Source organism: Flavobacterium sp. 140616W15 (genome assembly GCF_003668995.1).
Classification (GTDB): domain Bacteria; phylum Bacteroidota; class Bacteroidia; order Flavobacteriales; family Flavobacteriaceae; genus Flavobacterium.
Genome location: NZ_CP033068.1, coordinates 2,177,803 through 2,204,296 on the forward strand (window position 1 = coordinate 2,177,803; position 26,494 = coordinate 2,204,296).

A 26,494-nucleotide genomic window follows, 5' to 3' on the forward strand; every position below is an offset into this window, starting at 1 on the left:
ATTGTTGGGTACTAATAAAAAAGTAAGTACACATTATGAGAAAGAAAAATTCTACCAATAGCATTAATGAAAATTTTTTAACCGAAACTTGTGGTATTGCCTACACACTGTCTTTAATTGGAGGAAGATGGAAAATAAATATATTAAGCTATCTAATAAATGAACACAAACTTCGATATAGCGAATTAAGATCTAGGCTTACTGGAATCTCTGAACGCATGCTCATTTCTAAACTTAAGGAGTTAGAAAGTGATGGATTAGTAAATAGAATCGTTCACCCACAAGTTCCTCCTAAAGTAGAATACGAACTAACTACTCTTGGCAAATCTTTTGAAGATATCTTGAATTTAATGGCTGACTGGGGAGATAAAAACCATAAAAAAGACAATACAATGGCCTTATAAAAAACAAAAAAGCATCCGCCTGAGATGGATGCTTTTAATATACTTTTTCCAATAAAACATTGAGAGTATCTACTCATAAAGCCAAAGCTAGTTCATAAATCTACTAAACGATTGCCAGTATTTATCTTTATAAATCTCGTATTCAATATCTACCTGTGAAGCAAATTGGTTTTTGATTTCTTCAAGCACTATCGAAGGCTTTCTAAAGTCTTTACAAGCAAAATAAATCTCTCTTAAACTATCTGCTGTTTCACGGCCTAAATTTAAATACCCTTCTGAATCTTTAAGTTTTACCATTAAAAAATCATCTTCAATTTCATTCAATAAATTAAACATTTCGCTATCAGGAAATCCATTATTGTCCTCTCCATTATATCCTATTCTTATAGCTACAATCCAAGGGTGAGATGGTTTTGCATCCCATTCAAACAATGTCGAGTTAATAACTGCCATCAACGGCATTCCATTATTAAGAGTAGCTTCAAGGCTTGCATAACCGTCATTTTCTGTATCATGTCTTACCCCTTCATATTTTTCAACAAATTCTTTTTGTCTCCAAATTAAGAAATCTTTCAGTTTTTCAATAGGTACTAACTCTTTATTAGCTTCAGCTGTACCAATCACATTAATTCTATCAATGTTTTCAGTAAAATGCAATTCGCCAAGATAATTATCTAAAAAGATAAATGTTCCATTCGTTATAATTGCTTCGTTCTCTTTAGTACAATCCAAATGAACAATTGTAATATCTATTTTATCAGGAAATTCATTTTCATCATTTGAATAAAAAAACAAATTGTCTTTATCAAAAGTAAAACCATTCATTTGTATTCCTAAATTATTAATATCGATTGCTGGCTTTAATGCTGTAAATTTCCAATTAGGAAGCTTAGGAGCGGCATGTACCAATTCTTCTACAAAAACAATATTTTTAATATTACCATCGGCAGTTAAAACTAATTCTGCAGTAGTATCGTTCATCATTCCAGCCAAAAAGAAATAGCCTTTTTTTAGCTCTCCTAACTTAGGAGATAATTTATCAAAAAAATCTTTTTCTATATTTTCCCCTTTACTCATCACTGCTTCAAAGAAAACTTTTTCATTTTTTTCAAACCAATTCCAAAAATCAGCGTATGATTTTATAGCTGCGTCCTTTTTTCCTAAAATACTATTGATTAATCCCATTATCGATACTCTTGTTTTTCTATAAATTATTTTACAGTCGTTATGTATTATTTTACTTTCAAATATAACAAAAGAGCAAGACATTCAAAATCAAATTAGCAAAAAAAACATCAAAGGTTATTATATAAATCACCCCCTCACTCAGAAGTTTCAAGCTGAAGCACTACATTTTGATATTTTTCACCCAAAGAAAAAACCTGCTCCGCCAAAAACATCAAAACAACAGGAATAATAAAATATTCGACTTCATTCACAACATATAAAAAATAAGTCGTACAAATAAAAATTCGGAAATATTCAAGGTAATAAATCCACTTTCGCTGTTCTAAAAGCGCTCCGCAATTGATCAGTGTGATTATGATGAAAGACAAAACAAATATTCTGTCAGATGCATCCAAAGAATCAAAATAATAAGTAAAAATAGTTAGCAAAAATGTACTTATACCAAGTTGCAAATAAAGGTAATTCTTAAATTTAAGTCGGTGACTTGGATTGTCTTTGTCTTGAAGAAAGCGCTTTTCCAGTATTGGACGGATATCTTGATCCATATCGGCAGGACTTCCAAATATGGCATTCCAACGGGCTTTAAATCCTTTAGAACGTTTCCATAATTCATAAATTTCAAAATAATAATGAAAATGCTGCCAAAGAAAACTATAGCTTTTTAAGGGATGCGTTAATCCGTATTTTGGTTTTTCTTCTTCTTCCTGAAAAGTTCCAAAAATACGATCCCAAAATGTAAACATATCTCCGTAGTTTTTATCCAAATATTTCTCATCAGAAGCATGATGAATTCCATGAACCGAAGGCGTGACAAGAACATATTCTAACCATTTTATTCTCTTTATAATCTGAGTGTGCGTAAAAAAAGAATAGGCACCATGCACAATTAACATTGTAATAACCATCTTGGGATGAAAGCCAATAAACGGCAATATGCACCAAAATCCAGTACGAATAATTGCCTGAAAAGTAGTTATTCTTGCTGCTGCTGTAAAATTAAATTCACTGCTGTGGTGATGTACAATATGTGCTGCCCAGAAAAAATTCACCTCATGTCCCAGCCTGTGATACCAGTACCAAACGAAATCTGTGGCGAGAATTAATCCAATCCAGACCAGAAAATTACTCGGAATATCAAAAATTCTGTAATTATTATAGATGTAATAATACAATTGATAAAAACTTGCTGCAATAAAAAGATTAATTAATCGCTCAGCTATACCAATACTTATGTTTGAAACAGAGCTTTCATAATTGAATAATTCAGGTCTATTACTTCGTTGTGCCAATCGAAATTCTATATAAACAAAAAGAAAAAAAGCAGGCATGGCAAAAGCCAAAAAATTAATATGTTCCATCCTAAATACGTTAAAAATATTGAGTAAAAGACATTTCCATTGACTATATACTTACGCAACTAACCAATGCTGTATTTCAAAAAAAAATATCAAAAAAAATACAATATGTAGCCAATGAAAATTATCTTAAACCAGTTTAAAGTCAATTTTAAAACTCAATTGCTTTTAATTCTGTTTGAATTTTTTCTCAATCAATTTAATTTCTTTTACTTGCTGAACATCTGCCACTTTACGCAAAGCAATTACATAAGCCGCAATACGCGGTGTTATTTTATATTTTACAGAAGTAGCAAAAACAGTTTCGAAGCTTTTCTCTAATATATCTTCCAAACGTTTGTTAATCTGATTGATCCTCCAAGACTCTAAAAGACAATTCTGAAGCCATTCAAAATAAGAAACCGTAACTCCACCTGCATTTGCTAAAATATCCGGAACTACCAAAACATTATTCTCATGCAAGATTCTATCAGCATCTGAAGAAACAGGGCCATTAGCTCCTTCAACTATAATTTTAGCACGTACAGATCCCGCATTTACTGCTGTAATCACATCTTCTTTAGCAGCAGGAATAAGAACATCTACTTCAAGTAATAATAAATCTTCGTGTTTTATAGCAACAGCATTTGGATATCCGTTAACGCTTTTATTATTTAAATTATAGTACAAGATAAGCTCTGGAATATTAATTCCTTGCGGATTATAAAAGGCTTCAGAGACATCACTAACAGCAACAATTTTTAGTCCTTTTTCAAATAAAAATAAAGCAGAATGAAGTCCCACATTACCAAATCCCTGAATAGCTGCTGTAGCTCTTGCAGGTCTCAATTTTAATTTTTGAAGTGCCAGAATACTTATAATACTCACTCCTCTTCCTGTCGCTTCTACCCGACCCAATGAACCTCCTGAATGCAAATGCTTGCCGGTTACAACAGAATGAATTGTTTTTCCATGAATTAAAGAGAACTCATCCATTAACCATCCCATTTCATCTGGACCAGTTCCCATATCTGGCGCCGGAACATCTTTATCAGGTCCAAAAATATCTGACAATGCATTGGTATATTCCCTTGTTATTTTTTCTAATTCTGTTTTAGAATGTAATCTCGGATCACAGATAATTCCACCTTTAGCTCCTCCAAAAGGAATTCCAGTAACTGCTGATTTCCAGGTCATCCATGCCGCAAGGGCTTTTACCTCATCTAGATTAACAGCTGTATCATAACGAATACCTCCTTTAGACGGTCCTAAAGCAGTATTATGAATTACGCGATATCCTTCAAAATTTTGTTCTGTACCATTATCAAGTGTAATAGAAAAATTAACTACTATCTGTTTCTCTGGTCTCTGTAGTTTTTGCCTAACCGATTCATCCAATTTAAGAATGTCAGCAGCTATATTAAAACGATCAATCATCGATTGAAAAGGATTCTGTTTTACGATTTGTGAACTCATAATTTTATGGGGTGTTAAATTATATTTTTATTAAATAAGTACAGTAATTGAAATGCGAACGGCATAAAAAAACTCTTTCGGAACTGTTACGAAAGAGCATAAATATTATTTTATAAACAATAGCAACTTCTGCAACAGGGAGGGATTTTCATGTGGCAGCTTTGCATCATAATGTTACTATTTATAGAATATAATCTCATGTTTATTTTATTACTAACCTTGACTATTTTTATTTTTCACCATTAATAAATTAAGTCCTATTAAGTTTAAAATACTTAACCGCTTAATTTTATTTTATCTCTAATTCTTCTAATTACTTAAAAATGACACAGATTTAAACCTAATTTAATTCTTAGTAAGAACAAGAGCAATACTTAATAAAACTTAACTTCTTAATGATTTATATTATTTACTTTTTAATAATCTTAAATAAAAAATGCTCTTTAGCTAAATAACCAAACTATAGAAAACCTGTTCATATAACAAATCATACATATAACACATTATAGTATCACAGTCATAAGGGATCGTATTTTGGCTTTCGTTTCTCATTTCTTTTACAAATCTATAAATATATTTCTAATATTCTATAGAATTAGTAGAGTTATTTTTATAAAAATTCAAAACAGACTGAAAAACAATTACTTAATCACTCTTTAACCAACCTGTAATACTCATTCTTGTATTTTGAGTCACCAATACTTCATGAACAAGTTCATCACTTTTAAAGAAAACCGTTTTACCTTGTGTAGGACTAATTTTTTGATTGTTATTTAACTGATGAATAAGCAGTTCTCCTCCATCACTCTCTTCCCAATTGGCATTTAAATAACTTATCATCGAATATTTTCTGCTAGGATTATTTTTAAATTGATCTAAATGTTTTAAATAAAAATCTCCTTTTTCATATAAAGAATAATGAAATTCATAGCCCGTAATTCCAGCATAACAGCTACTATTTAAATAAGCAATAAATGTCTCAATTTGAACAAAGAATTCATTTTCGAATGCATTATTGTGCTTTTTGTCAAGCCAATAAATCGAATCACTACGAATAGCTCCATCATAAGTCACTTTATCTAAATTCCCGACTCCAGCATCGAGCAGTAAACTTTTGGCATTTAAATCAAGAAGATTTTGTTTTAAATTATTTGCCAATTCTGTACTCAAAAAATGTTCGCATATACCTACTTTATTATCTATATAAGTAGCGATCAAAGCCTCAAAGCTATTTTCCATTTATGTTTTTGATGGAATGCAAGTACAACCAACGGAGCAAGGTAGGCTAAATAAAATTTGCGACACTATAATCAGAGATAAATAGTATAACCTTTTTAGAATTAAATTTTTAACGACATAAAAAAGGGCTTGATAATTATCAAACCCTTTCTATTTACTTTATAATTTACTGATGTAACTCCCGTATATATCCTTAAATTCATATCCTTCTGAAAAACGATCCTTACTTAGTTTTTTATATTCAACTAATCCCCATAATATAAACTCTTTCATAAAATAGTGATCTTCCGCGGGTAATTCAGGTTGGTATTTTTTTAGCAAGACATCCAATGGTTTAATGCCATCAAGAATTTTCTTGTATTCAGCATCCGAACAATCATCTAATAATTCAAAACCACTTTCGGTAAAGAACCATTCGATCGTATCTGTATAGGGTGTTTTTTCGTTTGGTTTTTCTAATTTTTCAATTTTCGGAAAAAATATTGGGAAGAATGTTCGAATTGCATCACCTATTAAGTGCTGGGCAACAATCGCTGCTCCCTCCTGCTCTCCTTCATATACTAACTCAACTTTTCCTGTAATAGCCGGAATAATTCCCATAAAATCCGATAAACGCAAACTAGTTTTATCAACACCTGCACGCAATGCACGGCGCTCAGCAGTACTTAATAAATTTTCGTAGGCCGTAATACTCATTCTAGCACTTACACCACTCTTATTATCTACAAACTCACTTTCGCGAGCTTCAAAACTTATTTGTTCTAATAAATCCTTTGCTAAACCTGGCACATATACCAACTCTTCTTGCTCTGCATCTAATTTAGCTTCCTGCTCTGTAATTGTTCTGGCAATTGCAACTGTTTCAGGATAATGTGTTAAAATTTGAGATCCTATTCTATCTTTTAATGGCGTGACTATACTTCCACGATTAGTATAATCTTCAGGATTTGCAGTAAATACAAATTGCATATCTAATGGCATTCGTAACTTAAATCCTCGAATCTGAATATCTCCTTCTTGCAAAATATTAAACAGCGCCACTTGTATTCTTGCTTGCAAATCGGGTAATTCATTAATAACGAAAATACAACGATTAGCACGCGGAATCATTCCAAAATGTATTACACGATCATCAGCATATGACAATTTTAAATTAGCTGCTTTTATAGGATCAACATCTCCAATCAAATCAGCAACAGTAACATCTGGTGTTGCCAATTTTTCGAAAAAACGATCGTTTCTATGCAGCCAGCTTATTGGAGTTGCCTCGCCCTTTTCAGAAATTATGTCTTTTGCAAAGCGTGATATGGGATTCAATGGATCATCATTTATCTCTGAACCTGTTACAAATGGAATGTATTCATCTAGCAATTCGACCATTTTACGAGCCAATCTCGTTTTAGCCTGTCCTCGAAGTCCCAATAAATTAATATTATGACGTGATAAAATAGCACGTTCTAGTTCAGGAATAACTGTATTTTCGAATCCATGTACACCATCAAAAACTGGGTTTCCTGATTTTATTTTCTCACGAAGGTTATTTCGTAATTCATCTTTGATGCTCTTACTTTTATATCCTGAAGCGTTTAATTCACCTAATGTGTTTATATTATTTATTTCCATATCTATATTATTTAAAAATTGAAAGATTAAATGATTTAAAAATTTATAAAATCTTCAGTTTTTATTTTTTGTGTTTTTTGAATTAAACCTGTAAAATTTGTTTCTAATAAAATCAATAATCAGACGCACTACTGTGAGCCTCTACAGTAAAACCTTTGAATATCTTAAAATTTACTCCGATTCATCTCAACACTATAGCTGTAAACTGAGACTGAATACTGCAAACTAACGCACTCGCTTTTTCCTATTAGCTTCATAATCTTCAAAAATCATTTCTCCAAGGCCTTTCAATCCTGTATAAAATGCTTTCCCTTGATTTGCTTCGGTAAAATGATTGACAAAACGCTGCAAATAAGGATCATTTGCAATCATAAATGTGGTAATAGGAATATGTAACTTTCTGGCTTGTTGCGCCTGATTATAACATTTATCTACAATATACTCATCTAAACCATTACTATTCATATAGTAAGAACCGTCACGTTCACGAACGCAACTTGGTTTACCATCTGTAATCATGAAGATTTGTTTATTCGTATTTCGTTTTCGGCGTAATAAATCCATTGCCAATTGCAAACCAGCTACTGTATTGGTATGATAAGGTCCAACTTTTAAATATGGTAAATCTTTAATTGCAATTGTCCAGGCATCGTTTCCAAAAACCAAAATATCTAGAGTGTCTTTAGGATAACGCGTAGTAATTAATTCTGCCAAAGCCATGGCGACTTTTTTTGCAGGTGTGATACGATCTTCTCCATACAATATCATGCTATGGCTAATATCTATCATCAAAACGGTGCTCATTTGTGATTTGTATTGTGTCTCTTCTACAACCAAATCATTTTCGGTAAGCACAAAGCCATCTACTCCATTATTAATTTGAGCATTACGTAGACTCTCTGTAAGCGAAATTCGTTCAAGCCCATCGCCAAAATGAAACTCACGGAATTCTCCCGTATGTTCATCTCCATTTCCAGCGTATTTGGTTTTATGATTTCCGTTTCCAGAGCGTTTTAAATTTCCGAATATCTGATCAAGTGCTTGTTGTCGTATCGCACGTTCAGTTTTAGCAGTAATCCCTATTCCCGAAGAACCATCTTCTTTTATTTCGTCTTTTATATATCCTTTCTTTTTCAGATCTTCTATAAAATCGTCGATGGTATAATTTTCATCTGTAAGCTTGTATTCTTTATCCAATTCACGAAGCCAGTCTATAGCCTCATCAAAATCACCCGAAGTATGAGTAATTAGTTCCTTGAAAATACCAAAAAGTTTTTCAAACGGAGACTGATTTGGAGCTTCGTACGTTTTAAAATAAAAGCCTTTTTTATGTTCCTCTTTCATAATTCTAAAATTACATCATTTTAGAGTGTAGCAAAAACAAACAGATATTAATTTTTAGTTAAAAGATTCCTCTAAAAACACCTCATAATCAGTATAAAACTACTAATTACTCAAACTTACCTTCTAGATAGTACCAAACATTATTTTCTTGTTTAAAAGTAGAAAACTCATAATGCGTTTGAGATTGTTTATTTTCATCTAAAAAATATGCTTTAAAAGCCACAGTCGTTTCTGTAAAACTAATAATTTTTAATCGTAGCCATTCATTGGTCGTAGCCCAATTCAAAATATCTTCTTTCGAATAATATTTTCTTTCAGAGGCATGTGTCGTATCCAATAAATAATCGGCATCTTTAGTAACATAAGCCGAAAAACGAGAGCGCATTAGAGCTAAGGCTGTTGGCGCTTTTAGATTATTCTTGAGATACAAACCACAACAATTATCAAAATCTAAACCTGTATCACAATAACATTTGGAGTTTTCCATGAAAATATTTAATATTATTCAGCAGTATTTATCTTTTGATGCAATTGATTAAGTAAAACCTGATATTTACTAATCTCGATTAGATCTTCGTCTTCTTCAGAAAAATCAAGTAATTCATCTAAGATATCGCTTACTTCTACTAGTTTATTATTTGCAGATTTATTTTGTTTGGCAGCAATTAAATCTATAATTTCCTGAACACTTTCTTTTAAACCGTTGAATTTATCGTTTTCCATATATTTATATTCTATTTTTCAGATGAAGACTTATCTTCATTAAATTTCTTTACAATTTCTTTTAGTTTCTCCTTACGCGCAATTACAGCCTGCTTTGCTTTATCTTGTGCTTTGTGCAACTTATCGTTGTGTTTCTTGATATTCCTTTCGTTATTCCTTCCCATTATTGTATCTCTTTTTTAATTTCTTCCAATGTTTTATTGGTAAAAATAAGTTCATTTATAATTGATTCTCGCAAAACAGCAATATCATCATAATCAAAATATTTTGCCCATGAAGTTAATTGCTGTAAATTTCTTATTTGTTTAATTCTTTTTGTTGTATCAAAACTTGTTCTAAGTAATGCCTTATTATTGTACTCAGGATTATTTTTATGTTGATAATTAACACTGTTTTTATTAAAATCAGCTTCTATATAATACAGTTTATCAATTGCATTATCAGGATAAAAAGAGTTCCATGAGGCAAAACCTAATTTAAATTTAGACTCTGTTTCTGGTTCTAAAGCGATTAAACGCCATTTACTATTGGCCAATCTTCCCCAATGATTTGAAAAACGATACATTCCCAAATCTGAATAATAATAAGTACTCCCTGCCTTACTTTCAAACTGAATTTTCAACCCCTTGACTTCATTCATTGTTACTTCCTGAAAAACACAAAATGTATTTTTGAATGAATTCGGATTTGGTCTAAAGTTTTTTTGCATGTGCAAATATACTCAGATTGTCACGAACTCCCTAAACCAAACAATATATTGATTAACTTTGCTGCATCAAATTTTAAATAAAAATATCATGACAAAAGCTTCTCAAGAAAAAATGTTACAAAAAGGGGTTTATACAGGAATAATGGAGAAGGACGAAAATAATAATTATTTTTGTGGTATATACCTTTTGGATTACAAGATGGCACATGCTAATCACGTAGTTGGAGATTGGATTACTATAAAATCTATAATCGAAAACCCAAGTGATATTAGTTATAATAAATATCCAAAAAAGTCAAAAAACTTTGATAAAGCAAATAATAAACCGGAGCAAAAATAATTCGATTATTTTCTAAGTTTTAATTCTCAGCAGATCCTTTCGATAAAAAACCTATTTTTAACACTTTAAAATCAGTGTTTTATATATTTTTGAATATTTTTTTCTACGAAAGTAAAAAGTTAAAAAAAAGTGTACCTTTGCAAAAAATTTGTCTTTTTTAAATTAAACAAATATTAATTTAAACCTAATAGACAAGTAGTTATCTTATTTATGAAAAAAATAGTTGAATACCGCAAGTTACTTAATGTAGACAAAACTGCAGAATTAAAAGATTTAAAAACAATCTATCGTAATGCTATGAAAGAATGTCATCCTGACAAATTTCAAGGTAACGACGCTGGTTTAAAAGAAGCAGAAGAAAAAAGTAAATTAGTAATTGAAGCATACCACTTTTTGGTAAGCATCAATCCTGAGACAATTAAGCAAAACTTGCCAGAATACACAGAAACAATCTCTAATTCATCTATTACAGATTACAAATTTGTAGAAGGTAGATTAATTATTGATTTCTCAAATGGTAGTGTATATGAGTACATCAGTGTACCAAAAGCTACTTATGTAAAAATGGTAAATGCAGATTCTCCTGGAAGATTTGCAAAAAGACATATTCTTAACTCTTTTACTTGGAGAAAGAAAACAAATCAAGACTAGTTTTTCTAGTTGTTTTAGAAAAGCATCCCCTCTGGCGGATGCTTTTTTTTTGCTATAAAAACACACAAAATATTGTTTTATGTTTTGTAATTAACATAAAAACGCAACACTTACCTACTAAAACACCGCAAAACAAACTGATTACAAGTGTTTTAACTTTCAGAAAACAATAACAAAATTTTAGGTTACAAAATTATTTAAGTCATATAATTTTAAATACTTTTGTTCCTCAAATCAATTAACTAATTAATAATGAAAAAAATATTTTTTTTACTTACTGCTTCTATAGCAATAATTTCATGCAACAAAGTTAAAGACGGTGAATACCTAATTACTGGTACTGCAAAAGGAATTGAAAATGGGAAAACTATCATCCTACAAACTCAAGATCCAACTACTGGAGCAGCAATCTCTCTTGATACTGTAAAAGTTGAAAATGGAAAATTCGAAATTAAAGGTAAAGTTACTGAGCCTGCATTTCACATATTACAAATACAAGACATTCAAGGACCTGTTCCTTTTATTCTTGAAACTGGAGAAATTACAGTTGTTGTAGATAAAGATAGTATCCATAAATCTAAAATTTCTGGTACATACAACAATGATGAGTATGTAAAATTCAACGACGAACTTATGAAAGTTCAAAAGAAATTAGTTGATTTCCAGAAAAAAAATACAGCTACTATGAATACTGCTCAACAAGCTCAAGATACTGCAGTAATCAATGGTTTGATGAAAGAATTTATGAAATTACAAGGTGATGTACAAACTGAAACTAAATCTAAGTACACTACTTACGCTGAATCTCACCCAAAATCTTTCATTACTGCATTAATTATCAAAGGAATGTTAAACGATCCTTCAACGGATTTGAAAAAAGTTGAATCGATCTACGCTAGTTTAGATGAATCTGTAAAGAACACTAAGCCTGGTAAAGAAATAAAAGAAAAAATTGGTCAAATGAAAATGCCTGCTGTTGGTGCTACTGCTCCTCCAGTTGGTAGCGCTAACTGAAGATCAGATTTTTCTGCTCCTAATCCAGAAGGAAAAACGGTATCTCTTAAAGAAAGCTTAGGAAAAGTTACCATTGTAGATTTTTGGGCTTCATGGTGTGGACCATGCAGAAAAGAAAATCCAAATGTTGTAGCTATTTACAAAGAGCTACATTCTAAAGGCCTTAATATTATTGGAGTTTCTTTAGATAAAGATGCCAAAGCTTGGAAAGAAGCTATTGCAAAAGATAATTTAACCTGGACGCAAGTTTCTAACCTAAAATTTTGGGATGAGCCAATTGCTGCTCAATACGGTGTTCAATCAATTCCTGCAACATTTATACTAGATGCATCAGGAAAAGTAGTAGCACAAGATTTAAGAGGCGATGAATTAAGAGCAAAAATTATTGAACTTTTAGCTAAATAATACCAATATTCAGTATAAAACAAAAATCTCCCTAGTGGAGATTTTTTGTTTTATACACCACCCAAAAGTTTACAACTTAAACACCAAATACGGACTAATAACACCACTTATACGAGATTATAATCCATTTACTAGTTAGATTTAAAAACTACATTTAAAATAAAGTAAAACACTGTCATTGAAAACTACGACTGTCATTCGACTCCTCAGAAGAACACTACTGATTACTATGACTAATCAATATAACCAACTTTGTCATACAGACAAAGGAAGGAACTCATAAAATAACTCCTCAATAGAGACTCAAAATTACAAAGACTCAAAGGAGGAAAACTGAAAACTAGAACTGATACCCCTTCAACTCCACTCAAGATAACACTACTGATTACTGAGACTGAGAAATAAAATCATGCTATTCTACCTATATTTCAAAAAAAACGCCTTGTTATCAATTTTTATTTTATTCAATACCAATGCTTTAAAAAACAACATAAAATAAACTTAAAATTAAGTGTGTTTTTTGTTTGCAGAATTAAAAAGTGTCCCTATATTTGCACCCGTCAAGCAGAACAACGCAAGACAAAACAAGCTTAGGGGAGATACTCAAGCGGCCAACGAGGGCAGACTGTAAATCTGCTGTGAGAACTTCGCAGGTTCGAATCCTGCTCTCCCCACATAAAAGTCCTGAATTACTTCAGGACTTTTTTTATGCTCAAAAACCAATGAAAAGTTGAATCAATCCAGATCAAACGCATCAACACGAAATAACTTTTACTGATAAAAAGATTCTTGTTGGAATTGATAGTTGGGTAGGAATTCACGAATCGGATTATTCTCGAATACATATTTCAAAAGATTTTGGAAATTCTTGGGAAACAACAACTTTTGATACTAGAAAATTTTTTCTAATGGAAGTAATTTCAAATCCAAAGGAGCAGCTTTATGTTCATACAGTTGAAAACAAAGTCTACAAATTTCAAGGGACTGATTATAAGAAAGACTGGGTATATGTAAAACGATACCAGAAACGGAATATACAAGAGATATAGTTGATTATCCATATGGAATCAATGATGAAAGTGATAACGTGAAGCTTTATAAAAAAAGCAAGAATAAAACGGACACGTTGGTTTACTTAGATTTGTGCAGTGAAGCTAGAGAAATAGTTCAAAAAGATAAAGTGGTACATATTTCAGGAACTGGAATAGATAAAAAAACTAGTAAACAATATGGATATTACGGGCAGTTAATAGGTGATAAAACATTGAAACAATATAAATTCCCAGGTTGGTTTACAAATATTAAAAAAACCAAATTTAATATATATATATCATGTGTGAAGATGGGTTGTATATTGTAAAAAATGGAAAAATAAAACGGCTGTACTAAGTTTAGTAAAAAAATAAGATAATTTTATTTATTTCTTTTCATTAAAAAAATTATTGTAACTCCAAATAAGTCAACTTATTTTTAGGACGAGACAATCAATATACTGACTCCAAATCAAGCTCATTTACAAAATAAAGTGAAATTGAAAAAATGAAAAAAAATAAATCGGAACAAAAGTAATTCTGTTCCGATTTAATTAATTTTATGTGATTAATTCAGTCAACCTTTTTCAGGATAACTCAATGCTATTCTTTATTTTCGATCACATTATCTTTACGGGCAAATGCCTTAGGGACCACCAACTACGCCCAGCACCTACTTTTTAACAAACCGCATCACACCATCGCCCAGTTCCGTCCTCACCCGCATTAAATAGCTTCCACTAGCAAGTGTTGTAACATTCACATCGCCTAGGGGTCCGGGTCTTACATTTTCAAGTACCGACTGCCCTAAAAGATTATACACTGTTACCGACTGAACATTAACTTGTTTGGGAATACTGATGAATACCATATCGCCCGCAGGAACAGGATAAAGCGCCAATTTAATCGTTTCAAATGATATAGTATGCAAAGACCTCTGCACCGTCACGACCGAAGTATTTGTCACAACAGGGAGATTGTAGTCAAAATAAATCGAAGCTGTATTCTCTAGCACAGCACCTTCTGTAAGCGAATTCAATGAACGAATTTTAAAAACCAAATAGCCATCATTATTCTCATCAGCAAACCCAAGCTGTATGTTGTTGAACATAAACTCGACCTGATTACCTTGTATCACGCGGGTAGTAAAAGGATGGCTACCGTCTACTGGACTCAAACTAGCGATATCAAATTTAGTGGTATCAATCATATCGGTCACCTTAATGTTTTGCGCCGATGCCGTACCCAAATTCTCGAATCGGATGCGATAATACATATAATCACCTACATGTTCCGGACGCAGATAGTCACCTCCGAGGCAAATCTTATCATTAGGATCAAACGAATTTACTACCGTTTGCTCCAATGTCGCTTCATCATTTGTCGTAACTTCGTCTTGAGCAATGTTTGCCACTGCTGAAAATTTCAATACATCATTGGCATTCAGTGGTGGCGTATCGGTAGGGGTGTTTAAGTTTAGTTTTACAATATATTCAACTTCAGATAACGGCAATAAACCCTCAACATTCCATGTCACCGAGCCAAAACCTGCGCTTGCAGCCAAAGGGGTACTTTGGATATATTCCGCCGTAGCGGCATCGTACGTAAATCGTACAGTACCTGTTGCCGTTTGATTGCCATTGTTCCTAACCAAAACTTTATAATAGGCGTCAAAACCTGGTCTCGCTCTGTCAATTGGCACTATTACAACCGACAAATCATGGTGGCTTCCGACTGCGGTCACACAGAAATTCTGGTTTGCATAATTCGTTGCCGATGGCATATTCAGACTGATACTTGATGGCGAAACGCTGAACCAAGTCGGATTGTCAAGTATAGGCGTGATAACACTTGTGCCATTTTTGAGCATGACGCCATGGTAACCATTGGAACTGGAATAATAAGAACTTTGGTTCGTACCGTTCACCAGTTTGTACTTAAGGTACGGAAATCCAGGATCGGCATCGGTACACCCATTATTTTGCATGTCAAGTCGGGTATAGCCGTTTACAAGGTAGCTATCAGTACCTAGCAAGCGAATCATGCTGGTCTTATTATACTGACCTCCAATATTTCCATAATCACCACAGTGCAAGATCATACCGTTAGGTTGCTGCAAGACCCTGCGCACTTCCGAGTATTCTGAAATCGTAACGCTAGTACCAGCCGTCGATGGCGAAAAAGAATATGTTACTGAACCGTTTGGTAACAGCATAGCAATACCATAAATACTGCTCGCACTAAAATTACCTCCAATCAGGATATTGCCGTTAGGTCGCACCAAAATGTCATTTACCACAGGTTCTGTGTCATATATTGGGGATGTAAACGTGTTGTCATAACTTCCGTCGGGGTGCAGCCGTGCTAAGCTCTTAGAATTGTTGCCGTCGCATGTATCGAACCTTCCGCCCACCAGTATTTTTCCGTCAGGCTGTAATGCCAATGAAGACGTATAACCATTCCGACCTATAAAACTTGTGCTGATATCAAATGTTGGATCTATTGTGCCGTTGGCATTTAGTTTTTCAAGATGGTAGTACGTAACCGCCCCTCCTGGATCTGACATTGAGCCGGCTACAATCAACTTGCCATCTGGCAATACCAATACGGCCCTGCAAGACTGTATTTCGGGATGCTCATCATAAAAAGTGGTATCTAAAGCACCATCGGCGGTCAGGCGAAGCAGTTTTTTAGAAGAGTCATTTCCAACCAGTAGCTTCCCGTCTGGCAACAAGGTCAAACAGTAGATATAAGAAGATGCTGGCAAAGCTGGTGTGTCGAAGGTTGTATCAATACTACCGTCGGTGTTCAGTCGAATCATAGGTTTGATTACACCTGCTACAGTAAATTGGGAGCCCAATATAATTTTGCCATCGGACTGTATCAGTATCAGACATTCATGCCTATTTGCCGTATTATCGGTCAATACCCTAAAAGCAGCATCACTCGAACCGTCTGCATTGAGTCGTTCTATGGTTCGCGTCCATCCCGTATCGTAATCATATTGGGTAGCCTCAATGACAATTTTGCCATCGGACTGAAGCGCCATATCGTTGACTTGTTTTTCATAATTATTCCAAACCGTAGCAGGAATAAATCCTGGATCGGCACTAGCTGCATTTTGCGCTTGAAATAAAGAAGGAAGCAATAACAGTGAAAGTAATAGTTTTCGCATATTTCAGATTTTGGCTAAAGATAGTAAAGTAATGAAAATAAACGCATTTAAATTGCAAGTGGAGTTGCTGCCTTTTTCGCAATTAAATGCTTAGGCAGTATTGATGAGAAAGTGCAAAAAAGAAGCATATAGCACTTGGAGGTGATACCTTTTTTGCCACAAAAAGCTAAGGCGGTTTTAAAATATTGATTAGATTTTAAATTTATAAATTGTAAGAAGAAATAATTACAAAACAACTCATCACTCTATAAATTTGAAACCAAGGAAAATACTCGAAAAAAGTGGCCGTTGGAATTTAAAATTTGTGCCGTCACAATCAGTAATCAATATAAAAGTGTATTGACTATATCCCAAAAACCAATGAAAAGTTGAATCAATCCAGATCAAACGCAAAACTTGGGAATTAGATCAAAAGATTAGATAATCTGAATAAGAAGAAACCCACTCAAATGAAAAAGTAAATAAACTGTATTCATTTTTCATATTTAGACATAACCAAAGAATACTTAAATAGTTTTCCTAAAAAAAGACCATGTAGCTTTATCAAAATCTATACAAAATTCTTCATCAATAAAAAAATATCTGTATTTTTATCGAGACAACTCATAAAGTAAAGCATAATTAAATATGTCTTTTTTCTGAGATATTTAATTATTAAATTTCACCTTTTAGCGCAATTATTTATTCCAAATTATTGATTGAGTTCTGGTTGGTATATAAAATTCTCTAAAAAAAGATAAGATGCCTTAATATTATGTTATAAAAAGGGTAGTAAGCCTAGTGTCATATTGCTAAAATAAAACTAGAAACTACAAAGTAATTTAAAATTCAAATATGATAAAAAAACTCATTTTCTTTTTCATGCTCTGTTCCTTCCATTTGTTTTCACAAAACAATATAATAACAGATCAATTAATTGAACAGTTGGATAGTTTAACCAGAAATAATACTTCTGACGTAATATATCTGCAAACTAGTAAAAATATTTATGAAACAGAAGAGGATGTTTGGTTTAAAGGATATGTTTTGGATGGAAACTATTTTATGCCTTCAGAGCGAAGTAAAATATTGTTTGTTCAATTAATAGAAGACAAAACAGATAAGGTTGTTTGGGAAAAGAAGTATGAAATAGAAAAAGGCTTTGTCAATGGCCATCTATTTTTGGATAGTAAATTGCAAGAGGGAACTTATTCCCTCGTAGCTTACAGTTCTTTTTCCTATACAAAAAATACAAAAGAATTTTATGCTGTAAAGAAATTCGAGGTTTTAAAATCAATAAAGAGTAAAGCTATTGCTAATCCAGTTCAAAAAGAGAGCGCTTTGCAATTTTATACTTTTCCTGAAGGAGGAAACCTAGTCTCAGGAATCAAGACTACGCTGGCATTTAAGACTGTCGATTCAAATGGCTTGCCTGTGAATGTTTCGGGTAACTTGTATGAAAACAATGTCCCTCTGCTTGATTTTAAAAGTAGTCATGCAGGGATGGGAAGCTTAGTTTTTACACCCAATGTAAATAAAAAATATTATATTCAACTCACGACACCAGTATCTAAAGAGCAATATCCCTTGGCAAAAATATATCAAAGCGGTAAAACATTACAATTAATAGAGCAGACAAAAGAAGATTTAATTTTTAAAGTTTCGCAAAGCACGGGGCTAAATGAAGAAAACGTATGTCTAAGATTGCAAATACGAGGAATCGTTTACTCCATTGCAAGAGGCTTGTTAAAAAAAGAGTTAATAATTAAGTTCCCCTTAAAAGATATCCCGCAGGGCATTGCAGAAATCACCCTTTTTAATGAAAATTCTGTTCCTGAAGCAGAGCGATTAGTTTATATAAACTCAGACCAAAAATTAAACATTAAGGTCGAACTCGATAAAAAAAATTACGATACAAGAGATAAAGTAACTCTAAAAATAAAAGTAACAGACCAAAATCAACAGCCCATAGTAGCCCATTTAGCACTTAGCATCTACGATGAATTATACAAAAACAAACGCGACTCAAAAAACATACTTACCCACTATTTTCTTTCTACCCAATTAAAAGGTAATATTTATGATCCCGAATATTATTTTAACGAACAGAATGAAGATCTAAAACAGTCATTAAACCTATTATTACTTACTCAGGGATGGCGAAGTTATGTGTGGGAAGAATCCAATTTAAGAGAACAGGGCACTCCCCAAAGACCGATTGTTTTTGACGAACTAAAAGCTAAAATCAATTTAAAAAACCCCGATTCAAAATCAAAAGAACCACAGCCACAAGGTGTAAAAATATTTTCTTCCGATGAAAAAAAAGGAACCGATTTTTTAATTGCAGATGCAAACGGAACTTTTACTATTACGCCAAATGATTTAAAAAAAGGAGAAGGAGGCTATACATATCTGAAATTGATTGCTCCTCAAAATTCTAAATACAGCATTAATGCCAAGGATTTTTCGTTTGAAAACATCAATAAAGAGCGCAAAATCAAAACAACGATTTATCCAATACCAGCAGAACTGGAAATCAAACCAGAAGTTTTACGAAAATTTGAAGATCGTCCAGAAATAAACAAATTGAATGAAGTTTTGATAACTTCAAAAAAGAAGATAATATTTCGGGACAAATTCATAGGAAAACTAGACAGTTTAGCCAAAGTAAAGCCTTCTAATGATTATGTGTGCGAAAATGGGATATTAAACTGCCCTAAACATCCACCTTACCCAGGTTACAAAGCTGTTGCTGGTAATAACGAACAATTAACTGAATCGGAACTTCTATCAATGTTCAATACTATTGCAATCAAAGGTTTTTATGGAAAGAAAGTATTTTACGAAGCATTTTATGACGATGTAACATTGAATGATCCTATTCCTGATTACCGTAATACTTTGTTTTGGAAACCAGATATTATTACTAATGAGCAAGGAGAAGCAACTGTAACCTTTTTCTGTTCGGATATTAACACCTTGTTTTTAGGAAATATCGAGGGTGTAAGTGGTGATGGTTTATTAGGTGCTGAAAATTTTCAATTTGAAGTAAAAAAGAAATGAATTAAAATTTGATAGGCAATTATAGTATACAAGAAAAAGAATATAATAGCCCTATAATATTAATATCAACTTTTCTCTTACGCTTAATACGCTCTATGTATTCATATGCACAAAATAAAATTATTAAATAACAAAAGAGAAACTACAACGCCCAATAGAGTTCCCAAAAATATAAACCAGGCGTATTGAATACTTCTAGTTTCAAATCTTATATACATTAGAAAGCCATAAACTTGATTGAGCTTTATCTTTTTTGAGGTATTACAATTGCCATTGCCTCATAAGCTCTTTAGGTCGTTTAAAAGTATATTTCAAATGAAATTGATGTGAACTTGGAGCATACTTAGCAATTGAATTTAAGTTATAATCATAAGCGTATCCCACATGAAAGTCTTTTAATACATCAAATCCAATTAATCCAGTCATAGCATTATCCCAACGGTAAGATACTCCAAATCAGAATGATTCTCTATACTCAAAATTTAGTGCAAAATCAATTGTTAAAGGAGCTGTTTTAACATGTTTTGCTAATATCGAAGGCTCAAATACCAACTCACTGTTTAACTCCATATTGTATCCAGTAGTCAAAAAGATATTTGGCGAATTGTAAACAGTTGAACCACTTATTGTAGGGGGGACATATCTAGCATTTAATCTAACAGAATCAAAGTTTTAGCAAATCCCTTTATTTTATTACATTCGTAATCCCAAAAATAAAACACCAAATACTCCTTTAAAAGGTCACTTGTTTTTTACTAATTAAAATAATATCGAAAAACCTTTTGTATATTTTGTAAATAGGTCGATTGCAATCAAGACTACGAGAAGAAATATAAAAATCATTAAATAGGTAATCCTTTGGGCTTTTTTATCAAATTCAAAAGTGGTAGGATTTATAAAATAATCAGCGTAAACAGCCTGAGAAATTTTTAGGTGCGGAAAAAATAAAACAGCACCCTGCAGAAAATGACCAATTAACTCATATTTATTTTTCGGGATATAAGTCATTCCATTGTCTGGTTTAGAAAAATGAATCGGAATCTGCTTACCATCTTTAAAACCAAAAATATATCCAGGAGAATATTTTGTTCCAATTTTCCGATCAATATCACTTACATAAACTTCTTTACTCCGCTCCAAGTCTTTGTATAAAACACTTTGAATTGTACCATCAAATTGGTGGTGATGCATACCATATTCATCTACAGAAATCGAGATGACTTTTTTAAGTTTATGACGTTTGTAATTCTTGTAAAGAGCCCAAATACCCCAAATAAATAAAGGGAAATAAATAAGGTTGAAGATTATCTCACCTGTAGACAAAGGGCTACCATACTCCAATTGAATACTTAAAGGAATTCCAATAAATAAAGCTAACATTGCGATACATAAAATTCCAAACAGCACATACATCAATATAGTAAGAGTCAGATTGCGTTCAGAATATATTTTTGGGAAATTTTCTTTGCTATAAATCATTAACTACTTATTACTAAAAAAATCATTACAATTCAAACAAGGCGCTATCAGAGGAAGATTCACTTTCTTAAATAGCTTATAAAAGACTTTGTCTCCTTTGTCAAATCTAAATAGAATAAAGCAAAAAATAAAACTATAGAATAATTTTTCTAGCCTCATGAGAAAAAACTAATTTTAAAATAGTTAAAACGAAATTGTATTTTTCATTAATACTTGATTCTTTTTTTTCTTATTTACAAATTTATTTTTTTAGAGTCTGATGCTTATGAACAAATAAACGCTCAAAATAACGCTCTTAAATTTATCAAAAACAAAAATCATTCTAATGTTAACACACAACTAAATACCACCAACAATTATACCTTTTTTTTTATTTTATTTTAAAAATTTGTTATTTAATTCAATTTATCATACTATTGTACGACTAAAAACAAATAAAAATGGAGTTAACTTTACTAAAACCAACCCCAATAGATAAAGAAGTCGTTTGGGACAAAAAGCAATTAATAATGACCAAAACAGATCGATTTGGCAATATCGAATATGCCAACGAAGGATTTGTGAATGTATCGGGTTATGAGGATTATGAATTGATGGCTAAACCGCATAATATCATTAGACATCCGGACATGCCTAAAGTCATTTTTAAAATTTTATGGGAAAACTTAAAAGCAGGTCGTAATTTTCATGCTGTAGTTAAAAACATGGCTAAATCTGGGAGATATTATTGGATGGTTACTGATTTTGAAATTAGTAAAGATAAAAATAATGAGATCGCAAATTTTTTAGCAAAACGTAAAGCGGTACCTGAAGAGGCCTTGCAGAAGATTAAGCCTTTATACGAAAGATTACTTCAAATTGAGCTTTCAAGTGGTGTTGATGCTAGTGAGAAATACCTAATTGGTTTTCTAGAAGAGAAAAAAATGACTTATGAAGAATATATTAAAGATACTTTTGGTAAAAAAGGCTTTTTTAATAAAATATTTAGTTAGCAATTCAGAATCTTCAAATTCTCCATACCTGCTAGGTTCTTTTAAATCAGTCAAATTATAAACTGATAAACAGATTACTAAAGATGATAAATCGAGTAAATAATTAACCTAGACAATCAGTTAGAATTATATCAAAAAATATCTTTTTATCACAAGATCTAAATCTGTCTATCTAAAATTTATGATTAAACAGTTTAAAAAATGATCTCTAAGGTTTTCATTAAGATCTTAAATTTATGATTTAAAAATAAAAAACAAGGTCTTAATAACTATTATTTAGACCTTGTTAGAAAGCCCTGTTACTTCTGTCACATAAAAACAGAAAAAAAGAAGTGCGCACAAGCACGTTTTTTTTGTTTTATATTACTCTTTTATAAAAGATTCGTGTTAGCTTTTCCAAACATTTATTAATTCTTTTGAGAAAACTGATAATGATTTATAATCTTTCTTTGTACTAAACCCAGTAATTGCTATTCCAAATTCAAAAAAGACTTTAAAACCTACTGTATTATACGGTTTTTCTCTTTTTGTTAATTCTTTTATGGTTTTAAGATCATTAAAAATATCCATTCCATCACATAACACAGAACAGTCATCAATAAAAGAAACTTCATCTACTAGTCCTTTTTTATTAAGCCTTACTTTAATAGTTCCCCATTCTAAAGTAGTTCGCTTTGAAAAAGAAACTGAAACAAGATCTGGCTCTTTAGAAAAAACATCAACTAAATCTGTCTTAGTCATTCCGAACTTTATATCTCCTACAGAAATATAAGGAATTAAATCATAAACTTTACTCATAATTATTTTGAATATACGGTTTTTTTTAATCTTTTAGACTGAGCATCAGTAATCAGACCTTTCTTATTAGCACGATCAACAAGCCCAAAAATATCTAACCATGCATTACTATCCTCTACATAATTACAAAACTCGAACTCTCCACTTAGTAGTCGAATTGGATCCTGACTTATGTAGCGCCCATCCTCAGGGTCATAGTAACTATAGCGATTATAACCAAGTCTTCTCTCTACTATTCTTTCAATAAATTACCAAAACTTATTACTGTACAACTCAAAAACAGCTTATTTTTCTTTCAAATAAAAATAAGTAACACTTCTTCCTATATTATGGCTAAAGTTTCTAATGCTCTTGATATGTCTTCTGATTGTTTAATGAGATAAATTATTGATTGATAAATTATACCAAAAATAAAATTCAATAATTGGCTTTATAATACAACACAACCCGAGCAAATGTAAGGGGTTGTGTTGTATTATGATTTTGATTGTGCTCAGGAGTAGAATACTCACACTAGTAAAGGGAGAATATCGCATAAAATAATTAACCATCAATACATCTGATACTTTACTACTTTTATTCCCAAGTAGTGTTATAATCTATACCTGTTACTTTGTTTTCTACAAATATTCTTTTTAAATCTTCAGTAATAATAATTTGTGGGAAATATTTTTCTATCCTAAAAATTTTACTATTCCCAACCTTTGTACTATCAATATAGTATCTATTGAGGTTTTTATATTTATTTTTTTTCAAAATATTATCGCTTGGGTAATATTCAAATTCGGATTTTGTTTCATCAACACAATCAAAAAAATCCTTTACTTTTATTGCATAATATTCCTCTTTTAAATTGAAGTTTATAACATCTACTTTTATAAAATCTATGTTTCCTCCATCATATTCTAAAATTGATTTTAACCTTTGACTAACAATAACTAATCCTTGATATGATAGATTGAAATCTAATTCCTTTTTACCTGAATCTATATCAACTTCAATTTTAAAATTTTCTTTAAAATTAATTTCATTTTCAATATCACTATTTACTTTTCTAATTTCAAAATCAGAATAATTTAAAACATTAGTAAAATCTAATGTCTTCGGGTATTTACTCAAATTTGCTATTAATTTATAATATTCCATAATTAATTTAAATTTTTAAAAGCTAATTGTTTACGTTTGTACCACTTGATTGAGCGTCATTTGCAATATTTGAAAGGGCACTTTTTACAGCATCTTTATATTCTTGCTTGTCCTTTATTGGATCGATACTGTCTATAGCTTCTGACAATTTATCAAAAACATGTTGATGAAAAGCATCTGAATCTGGTCTTTATTACCTGACACATAAACTTTATTATCTGCTCCATCCATATCTAAACCATGATTATCAAAGAATGATTTAAATCTATTTGTCCATTTTTTTCCTTTTTTGGTATTTTTATTTGTCGAGTATGATACAAAGGCCCCGATAATATAGTATTTGAAAACTTTGCTAAACCTAAAATATCCAGTTCATTATTACTATCTCCAACATAATTATAAAAAACAAACTCGCAAGATAATAGTCCTATTGGATTCTGTCTTATGTACAGTCATTCCTCAGGATCATAGTACCTAAAACAATTATAAGCAAATCTTCTCTCTACTTTACTTTCAATAAATTACCAAAACTTATTACAATACAACTTCAAAAATAGCTTATTTTTCTTTCAAATAAAAAAGAAAACACAACAGTTAACACAATAAAAATTGACTTTTATATAAAACAACAAAACCCGCTAAATTAGCGGGTTTTGTTGTTTTAAATTACTTTGTGTGCACAAGCTAGAAGGTTTGCTAGCACGGGATAAATTCGGTACTAATAGAGTTATTTATCTATGAAGTTAAATAATAATCTTGAAAAAATTTTAATCTCCCTTTTGAAAAAACAATAATCTCTTTTTCAGTATAATATGTTGTCTTTTTGAAACCACCTAAATTAATTCCATATCCATAAAAATTTATATTCCCTTTTACAAAAACAGATGGTTTAGCTTTTTTATTTTGTGATAATTGCTCAATTCTTTTATTATTCCCAATTATATTAATTTCATCTATCATTACATCTATTTCATTAAAATTTGATTCTTTAAAATAAACTTCGACCAATTTATTCCTAATAAAGACCGCAATAAAAAATTTAAATATTAATCGTTTTTCCCCAAGAATTGCATCTTCTACAACATCAACTGGATTGCCATAAATATTTTCTATTTCAATGGTATTCATACCAAAAAACAATTTACCAACAGATTTAAATGGTATTATTTTAAATATTTCTTTCATAATTCTATTATTTAGAATAAGCTAGTTTTTTAATCTCTTAGTCTGAGCATCAGAATAGAATTTGCTGGCATATGATGGACTTCTCCTCCAATATTAGATGTTCTTACTTGAGAATAAGAGCCACCACCACCAACAAGCCCAAAAATATCTAGCCATGCAATCGTATCTTCAACATAATTATAAAACCCAAACTCTCCAGAAGCCAAGCCAATTGGATCCTGACTTATATACCGCCCTTCCTCGGGATCGTAATACCTAAAACGATTGTAAGCAAATCTTCTCTCTGCTATACTTCAATAAATTATCTACTTCAATATTCTTGGCGTAAGGCTTTTATTTTTCTTTAAGAACGCACTTTTATTTTTTCATCTGTTTGAAAAATAAGCTTTTTCTTTTAATTCTTAAAATAATATGTCTATAAACAACAAAACCCACTAAAATAGTGGCTTTTATTGTTTATTATCTCCTCAGTGAGAACTGAGAGACATTCGTCTTAACTTTTAATTAAATAAAAAAACTTTAAATTTATTCAAAGGAAAGCAGAGGTAAACTTTAGATATTCATAATTAAGAACTAAGCTGTGCATCAGTCCTCAAACCAATATTTAATATTAGGATTCATTTTTTGAGCAATTGTCATATATCTATCAAAATCCATGTCTAAATAACCATCGTTATCTAAAAAATACACATCATTTTCATAAAAGGCAATAGAAGTCTTTATAAAATCTTCAAATGAATTATGAATCTTAAATATATCTATATCATCATGAGTAGAAATATAAATACCTAAATCATTATTCATTTCGTCAACTTTTAAAAGATAGAAATCGGATGAATAATTTACCAAAAATGGAAAATATGATTCTTCTTCATAGTTTTTTCTGAACTCAAAAAGAAAATCATTAAATTCATTTACATTAGTCAATAAAAAACCTGGAATGAAGTCCATTAACGACTGGTCTTTAACTTCATAAGGCGTACCATTAACAGTAGAGTATATTAATTTAAGGGGTATTGGTAAATCTTTTAATTTTAAATAGTCATCTCCAGATTTCTTTATGCTTTCCTTATAATTAGGCCTTAAGGAATTTGATAATTCTATATACTTTATAAATAATTCTTCCATTTTTTAATTTATTAATCTGTTATTTCAACATCAAAAACATCTCCATGTTTTATATTATTCTTTCTACA

At 31.3% G+C, this 26,494-nt stretch carries 26 protein-coding genes, 1 tRNA gene and 2 pseudogenes; 9 read left to right on the top strand and 20 right to left on the bottom strand.

The features are described 5' to 3' along the window. The first annotated feature begins 35 nt into the window (after nt 1–35). A complete protein-coding gene (locus tag EAG11_RS09190; RefSeq protein WP_129538933.1) occupies nt 36–404 on the top strand; it encodes a helix-turn-helix domain-containing protein in 369 nt (122 codons plus the stop codon). Between the two features lie 87 nt (nt 405–491). Here the strand turns inward: EAG11_RS09190 and EAG11_RS09195 are convergent, their stop codons facing one another. The 10 genes from EAG11_RS09195 to EAG11_RS09235 form a co-directional block, all read right to left on the bottom strand. Beyond that, nucleotides 492–1,589, bottom strand: a complete 1,098-nt coding sequence (locus EAG11_RS09195; protein WP_129538934.1) for a DUF695 domain-containing protein — start codon at nt 1,587–1,589, stop codon at nt 492–494. 137 nt (nt 1,590–1,726) lie between these two features. Beyond that, nucleotides 1,727–2,950 carry a sterol desaturase family protein gene (locus EAG11_RS09200; protein ID WP_129538935.1) on the bottom strand — a complete coding sequence of 408 codons (1,224 nt, stop codon included), beginning with the start codon at nt 2,948–2,950 and terminating at the stop codon, nt 1,727–1,729. Between the two features lie 165 nt (nt 2,951–3,115). Next, the gene (locus tag EAG11_RS09205; RefSeq protein WP_242499323.1) at nt 3,116–4,402 is read right to left on the bottom strand and encodes a Glu/Leu/Phe/Val dehydrogenase; all 1,287 of its coding nucleotides are present in this window, start codon (nt 4,400–4,402) and stop codon (nt 3,116–3,118) included. Nucleotides 4,403–5,047: 645 nt separating this feature from the next. After that, entirely contained in the window at nt 5,048–5,641 is a 594-nt protein-coding gene (locus EAG11_RS09210; RefSeq protein WP_129538936.1) for a 2OG-Fe(II) oxygenase family protein, read from the bottom strand. A gap of 159 nt (nt 5,642–5,800) precedes the next feature. After that, nucleotides 5,801–7,264: an AAA family ATPase gene (locus tag EAG11_RS09215; RefSeq protein ID WP_129538937.1), complete on the bottom strand. Its 1,464-nt coding sequence runs from the start codon at nt 7,262–7,264 to the stop codon at nt 5,801–5,803. Nucleotides 7,265–7,489: 225 nt separating this feature from the next. After that, on the bottom strand, nt 7,490–8,608 hold the full coding sequence (locus EAG11_RS09220) for a VWA domain-containing protein (protein WP_129538938.1): 1,119 nt from the start codon (nt 8,606–8,608) through the stop codon (nt 7,490–7,492). A gap of 106 nt (nt 8,609–8,714) precedes the next feature. Further along, nucleotides 8,715–9,095 (bottom strand): YchJ family protein, encoded by a 381-nt coding sequence (locus tag EAG11_RS09225; protein ID WP_129538939.1) that lies wholly within the window; start codon nt 9,093–9,095, stop codon nt 8,715–8,717. A 14-nt stretch (nt 9,096–9,109) separates the two neighbouring features. Beyond that, nucleotides 9,110–9,331: a hypothetical protein gene (locus EAG11_RS09230; protein WP_129538940.1), complete on the bottom strand. Its 222-nt coding sequence runs from the start codon at nt 9,329–9,331 to the stop codon at nt 9,110–9,112. Between the two features lie 11 nt (nt 9,332–9,342). Beyond that, complete coding sequence (locus EAG11_RS21670) at nt 9,343–9,495, bottom strand: hypothetical protein (RefSeq protein ID WP_164998683.1); 153 nt, start codon at nt 9,493–9,495, stop codon at nt 9,343–9,345. After that, nucleotides 9,495–10,040 carry a hypothetical protein gene (locus EAG11_RS09235; protein WP_129538941.1) on the bottom strand — a complete coding sequence of 182 codons (546 nt, stop codon included), beginning with the start codon at nt 10,038–10,040 and terminating at the stop codon, nt 9,495–9,497. The genes EAG11_RS21670 and EAG11_RS09235 overlap by 1 nt, the downstream gene beginning before the upstream one ends. Before the next feature lie 88 nt (nt 10,041–10,128). Here EAG11_RS09235 and EAG11_RS09240 point away from each other — a divergent pair, with 88 nt between their 5' ends. The 6 genes and pseudogenes from EAG11_RS09240 to EAG11_RS09265 all read left to right on the top strand — a co-directional run bounded on the left by EAG11_RS09240 (nt 10,129) and on the right by EAG11_RS09265 (nt 13,810). Continuing rightward, nucleotides 10,129–10,380: a hypothetical protein gene (locus EAG11_RS09240; RefSeq protein WP_129538942.1), complete on the top strand. Its 252-nt coding sequence runs from the start codon at nt 10,129–10,131 to the stop codon at nt 10,378–10,380. A 210-nt stretch (nt 10,381–10,590) separates the two neighbouring features. After that, nucleotides 10,591–11,031: a KTSC domain-containing protein gene (locus EAG11_RS09245; RefSeq protein WP_129538943.1), complete on the top strand. Its 441-nt coding sequence runs from the start codon at nt 10,591–10,593 to the stop codon at nt 11,029–11,031. A 252-nt stretch (nt 11,032–11,283) separates the two neighbouring features. Then, complete coding sequence (locus tag EAG11_RS09250; protein WP_129538944.1) at nt 11,284–12,045, top strand: DUF4369 domain-containing protein; 762 nt, start codon at nt 11,284–11,286, stop codon at nt 12,043–12,045. 18 nt (nt 12,046–12,063) lie between these two features. Then, nucleotides 12,064–12,450 (top strand): annotated as a pseudogene (locus tag EAG11_RS22785) (peroxiredoxin family protein); the annotation flags it as partial. A gap of 593 nt (nt 12,451–13,043) precedes the next feature. Then, a tRNA-Tyr gene (locus EAG11_RS09260) sits at nt 13,044–13,124 on the top strand. 413 nt (nt 13,125–13,537) lie between these two features. Next, complete coding sequence (locus EAG11_RS09265; protein WP_129538945.1) at nt 13,538–13,810, top strand: hypothetical protein; 273 nt, start codon at nt 13,538–13,540, stop codon at nt 13,808–13,810. Between the two features lie 344 nt (nt 13,811–14,154). Here EAG11_RS09265 and EAG11_RS09270 read toward each other — a convergent pair whose 3' ends face one another. Continuing rightward, complete coding sequence (locus EAG11_RS09270; protein WP_129538946.1) at nt 14,155–16,656, bottom strand: T9SS type A sorting domain-containing protein; 2,502 nt, start codon at nt 16,654–16,656, stop codon at nt 14,155–14,157. A gap of 834 nt (nt 16,657–17,490) precedes the next feature. On the opposite strand from EAG11_RS09270, the gene EAG11_RS09275 reads away from it, so the two are divergent. Next, nucleotides 17,491–19,698 (top strand): hypothetical protein, encoded by a 2,208-nt coding sequence (locus tag EAG11_RS09275; RefSeq protein WP_129538947.1) that lies wholly within the window; start codon nt 17,491–17,493, stop codon nt 19,696–19,698. A 261-nt stretch (nt 19,699–19,959) separates the two neighbouring features. On the opposite strand, the pseudogene EAG11_RS22220 reads toward EAG11_RS09275, so the two are convergent. Beyond that, nucleotides 19,960–20,268 (bottom strand): annotated as a pseudogene (locus EAG11_RS22220) (type IX secretion system membrane protein PorP/SprF). 189 nt (nt 20,269–20,457) lie between these two features. After that, nucleotides 20,458–21,177 carry a hypothetical protein gene (locus tag EAG11_RS09290; protein WP_129538950.1) on the bottom strand — a complete coding sequence of 240 codons (720 nt, stop codon included), beginning with the start codon at nt 21,175–21,177 and terminating at the stop codon, nt 20,458–20,460. A 440-nt stretch (nt 21,178–21,617) separates the two neighbouring features. Here EAG11_RS09290 and EAG11_RS09295 point away from each other — a divergent pair, with 440 nt between their 5' ends. After that, nucleotides 21,618–22,169, top strand: coding sequence for a PAS domain-containing protein (locus tag EAG11_RS09295; RefSeq protein WP_230728767.1), 552 nt, complete (start codon nt 21,618–21,620; stop codon nt 22,167–22,169). Nucleotides 22,170–22,556: 387 nt separating this feature from the next. Here the strand turns inward: EAG11_RS09295 and EAG11_RS09300 are convergent, their stop codons facing one another. The 7 genes from EAG11_RS09300 to EAG11_RS09325 form a co-directional block, all read right to left on the bottom strand. After that, nucleotides 22,557–22,967, bottom strand: coding sequence for a hypothetical protein (locus EAG11_RS09300; protein ID WP_129538951.1), 411 nt, complete (start codon nt 22,965–22,967; stop codon nt 22,557–22,559). Nucleotides 22,968–22,969: 2 nt separating this feature from the next. Then, nucleotides 22,970–23,212: an RHS repeat-associated core domain-containing protein gene (locus EAG11_RS09305; protein WP_129541068.1), complete on the bottom strand. Its 243-nt coding sequence runs from the start codon at nt 23,210–23,212 to the stop codon at nt 22,970–22,972. Nucleotides 23,213–23,543: 331 nt separating this feature from the next. After that, nucleotides 23,544–24,113, bottom strand: coding sequence for an imm11 family protein (locus EAG11_RS09310; protein ID WP_129538952.1), 570 nt, complete (start codon nt 24,111–24,113; stop codon nt 23,544–23,546). Nucleotides 24,114–24,135: 22 nt separating this feature from the next. Continuing rightward, nucleotides 24,136–24,261, bottom strand: coding sequence for a hypothetical protein (locus tag EAG11_RS22620; RefSeq protein ID WP_256387086.1), 126 nt, complete (start codon nt 24,259–24,261; stop codon nt 24,136–24,138). A gap of 587 nt (nt 24,262–24,848) precedes the next feature. Continuing rightward, complete coding sequence (locus EAG11_RS09315) at nt 24,849–25,298, bottom strand: hypothetical protein (RefSeq protein ID WP_129538953.1); 450 nt, start codon at nt 25,296–25,298, stop codon at nt 24,849–24,851. Between the two features lie 29 nt (nt 25,299–25,327). Beyond that, complete coding sequence (locus tag EAG11_RS21895) at nt 25,328–25,588, bottom strand: RHS repeat-associated core domain-containing protein (protein WP_207209648.1); 261 nt, start codon at nt 25,586–25,588, stop codon at nt 25,328–25,330. A 295-nt stretch (nt 25,589–25,883) separates the two neighbouring features. Next, nucleotides 25,884–26,426 (bottom strand): SMI1/KNR4 family protein, encoded by a 543-nt coding sequence (locus EAG11_RS09325; protein ID WP_129538954.1) that lies wholly within the window; start codon nt 26,424–26,426, stop codon nt 25,884–25,886. Nucleotides 26,427–26,494 lie beyond the last annotated feature (68 nt).

Coding starts and splice junctions, on each gene's coding strand:
- EAG11_RS09230 (WP_129538940.1), bottom strand. CDS start 9,331: ATGGAAAACGATAAATTCAACGGTTTAAAAGAAAGTGTTCAGGAAATT.
- EAG11_RS09250 (WP_129538944.1), top strand. CDS start 11,284: ATGAAAAAAATATTTTTTTTACTTACTGCTTCTATAGCAATAATTTCA.
- EAG11_RS09215 (WP_129538937.1), bottom strand. CDS start 7,264: ATGGAAATAAATAATATAAACACATTAGGTGAATTAAACGCTTCAGGA.
- EAG11_RS09275 (WP_129538947.1), top strand. CDS start 17,491: ATGATAAAAAAACTCATTTTCTTTTTCATGCTCTGTTCCTTCCATTTG.
- EAG11_RS09240 (WP_129538942.1), top strand. CDS start 10,129: ATGACAAAAGCTTCTCAAGAAAAAATGTTACAAAAAGGGGTTTATACA.
- EAG11_RS21670 (WP_164998683.1), bottom strand. CDS start 9,495: ATGGGAAGGAATAACGAAAGGAATATCAAGAAACACAACGATAAGTTG.
- EAG11_RS09205 (WP_242499323.1), bottom strand. CDS start 4,402: ATGAGTTCACAAATCGTAAAACAGAATCCTTTTCAATCGATGATTGAT.
- EAG11_RS09225 (WP_129538939.1), bottom strand. CDS start 9,095: ATGGAAAACTCCAAATGTTATTGTGATACAGGTTTAGATTTTGATAAT.
- EAG11_RS09300 (WP_129538951.1), bottom strand. CDS start 22,967: ATGAGTAAAGTTTATGATTTAATTCCTTATATTTCTGTAGGAGATATA.
- EAG11_RS09310 (WP_129538952.1), bottom strand. CDS start 24,113: ATGGAATATTATAAATTAATAGCAAATTTGAGTAAATACCCGAAGACA.
- EAG11_RS09220 (WP_129538938.1), bottom strand. CDS start 8,608: ATGAAAGAGGAACATAAAAAAGGCTTTTATTTTAAAACGTACGAAGCT.
- EAG11_RS09315 (WP_129538953.1), bottom strand. CDS start 25,298: ATGAAAGAAATATTTAAAATAATACCATTTAAATCTGTTGGTAAATTG.
- EAG11_RS09325 (WP_129538954.1), bottom strand. CDS start 26,426: ATGGAAGAATTATTTATAAAGTATATAGAATTATCAAATTCCTTAAGG.
- EAG11_RS09210 (WP_129538936.1), bottom strand. CDS start 5,641: ATGGAAAATAGCTTTGAGGCTTTGATCGCTACTTATATAGATAATAAA.
- EAG11_RS09200 (WP_129538935.1), bottom strand. CDS start 2,950: ATGGAACATATTAATTTTTTGGCTTTTGCCATGCCTGCTTTTTTTCTT.
- EAG11_RS09290 (WP_129538950.1), bottom strand. CDS start 21,177: ATGATTTATAGCAAAGAAAATTTCCCAAAAATATATTCTGAACGCAAT.
- EAG11_RS09295 (WP_230728767.1), top strand. CDS start 21,618: ATGGAGTTAACTTTACTAAAACCAACCCCAATAGATAAAGAAGTCGTT.
- EAG11_RS09235 (WP_129538941.1), bottom strand. CDS start 10,040: ATGCAAAAAAACTTTAGACCAAATCCGAATTCATTCAAAAATACATTT.
- EAG11_RS09245 (WP_129538943.1), top strand. CDS start 10,591: ATGAAAAAAATAGTTGAATACCGCAAGTTACTTAATGTAGACAAAACT.
- EAG11_RS09190 (WP_129538933.1), top strand. CDS start 36: ATGAGAAAGAAAAATTCTACCAATAGCATTAATGAAAATTTTTTAACC.
- EAG11_RS09195 (WP_129538934.1), bottom strand. CDS start 1,589: ATGGGATTAATCAATAGTATTTTAGGAAAAAAGGACGCAGCTATAAAA.
- EAG11_RS09270 (WP_129538946.1), bottom strand. CDS start 16,656: ATGCGAAAACTATTACTTTCACTGTTATTGCTTCCTTCTTTATTTCAA.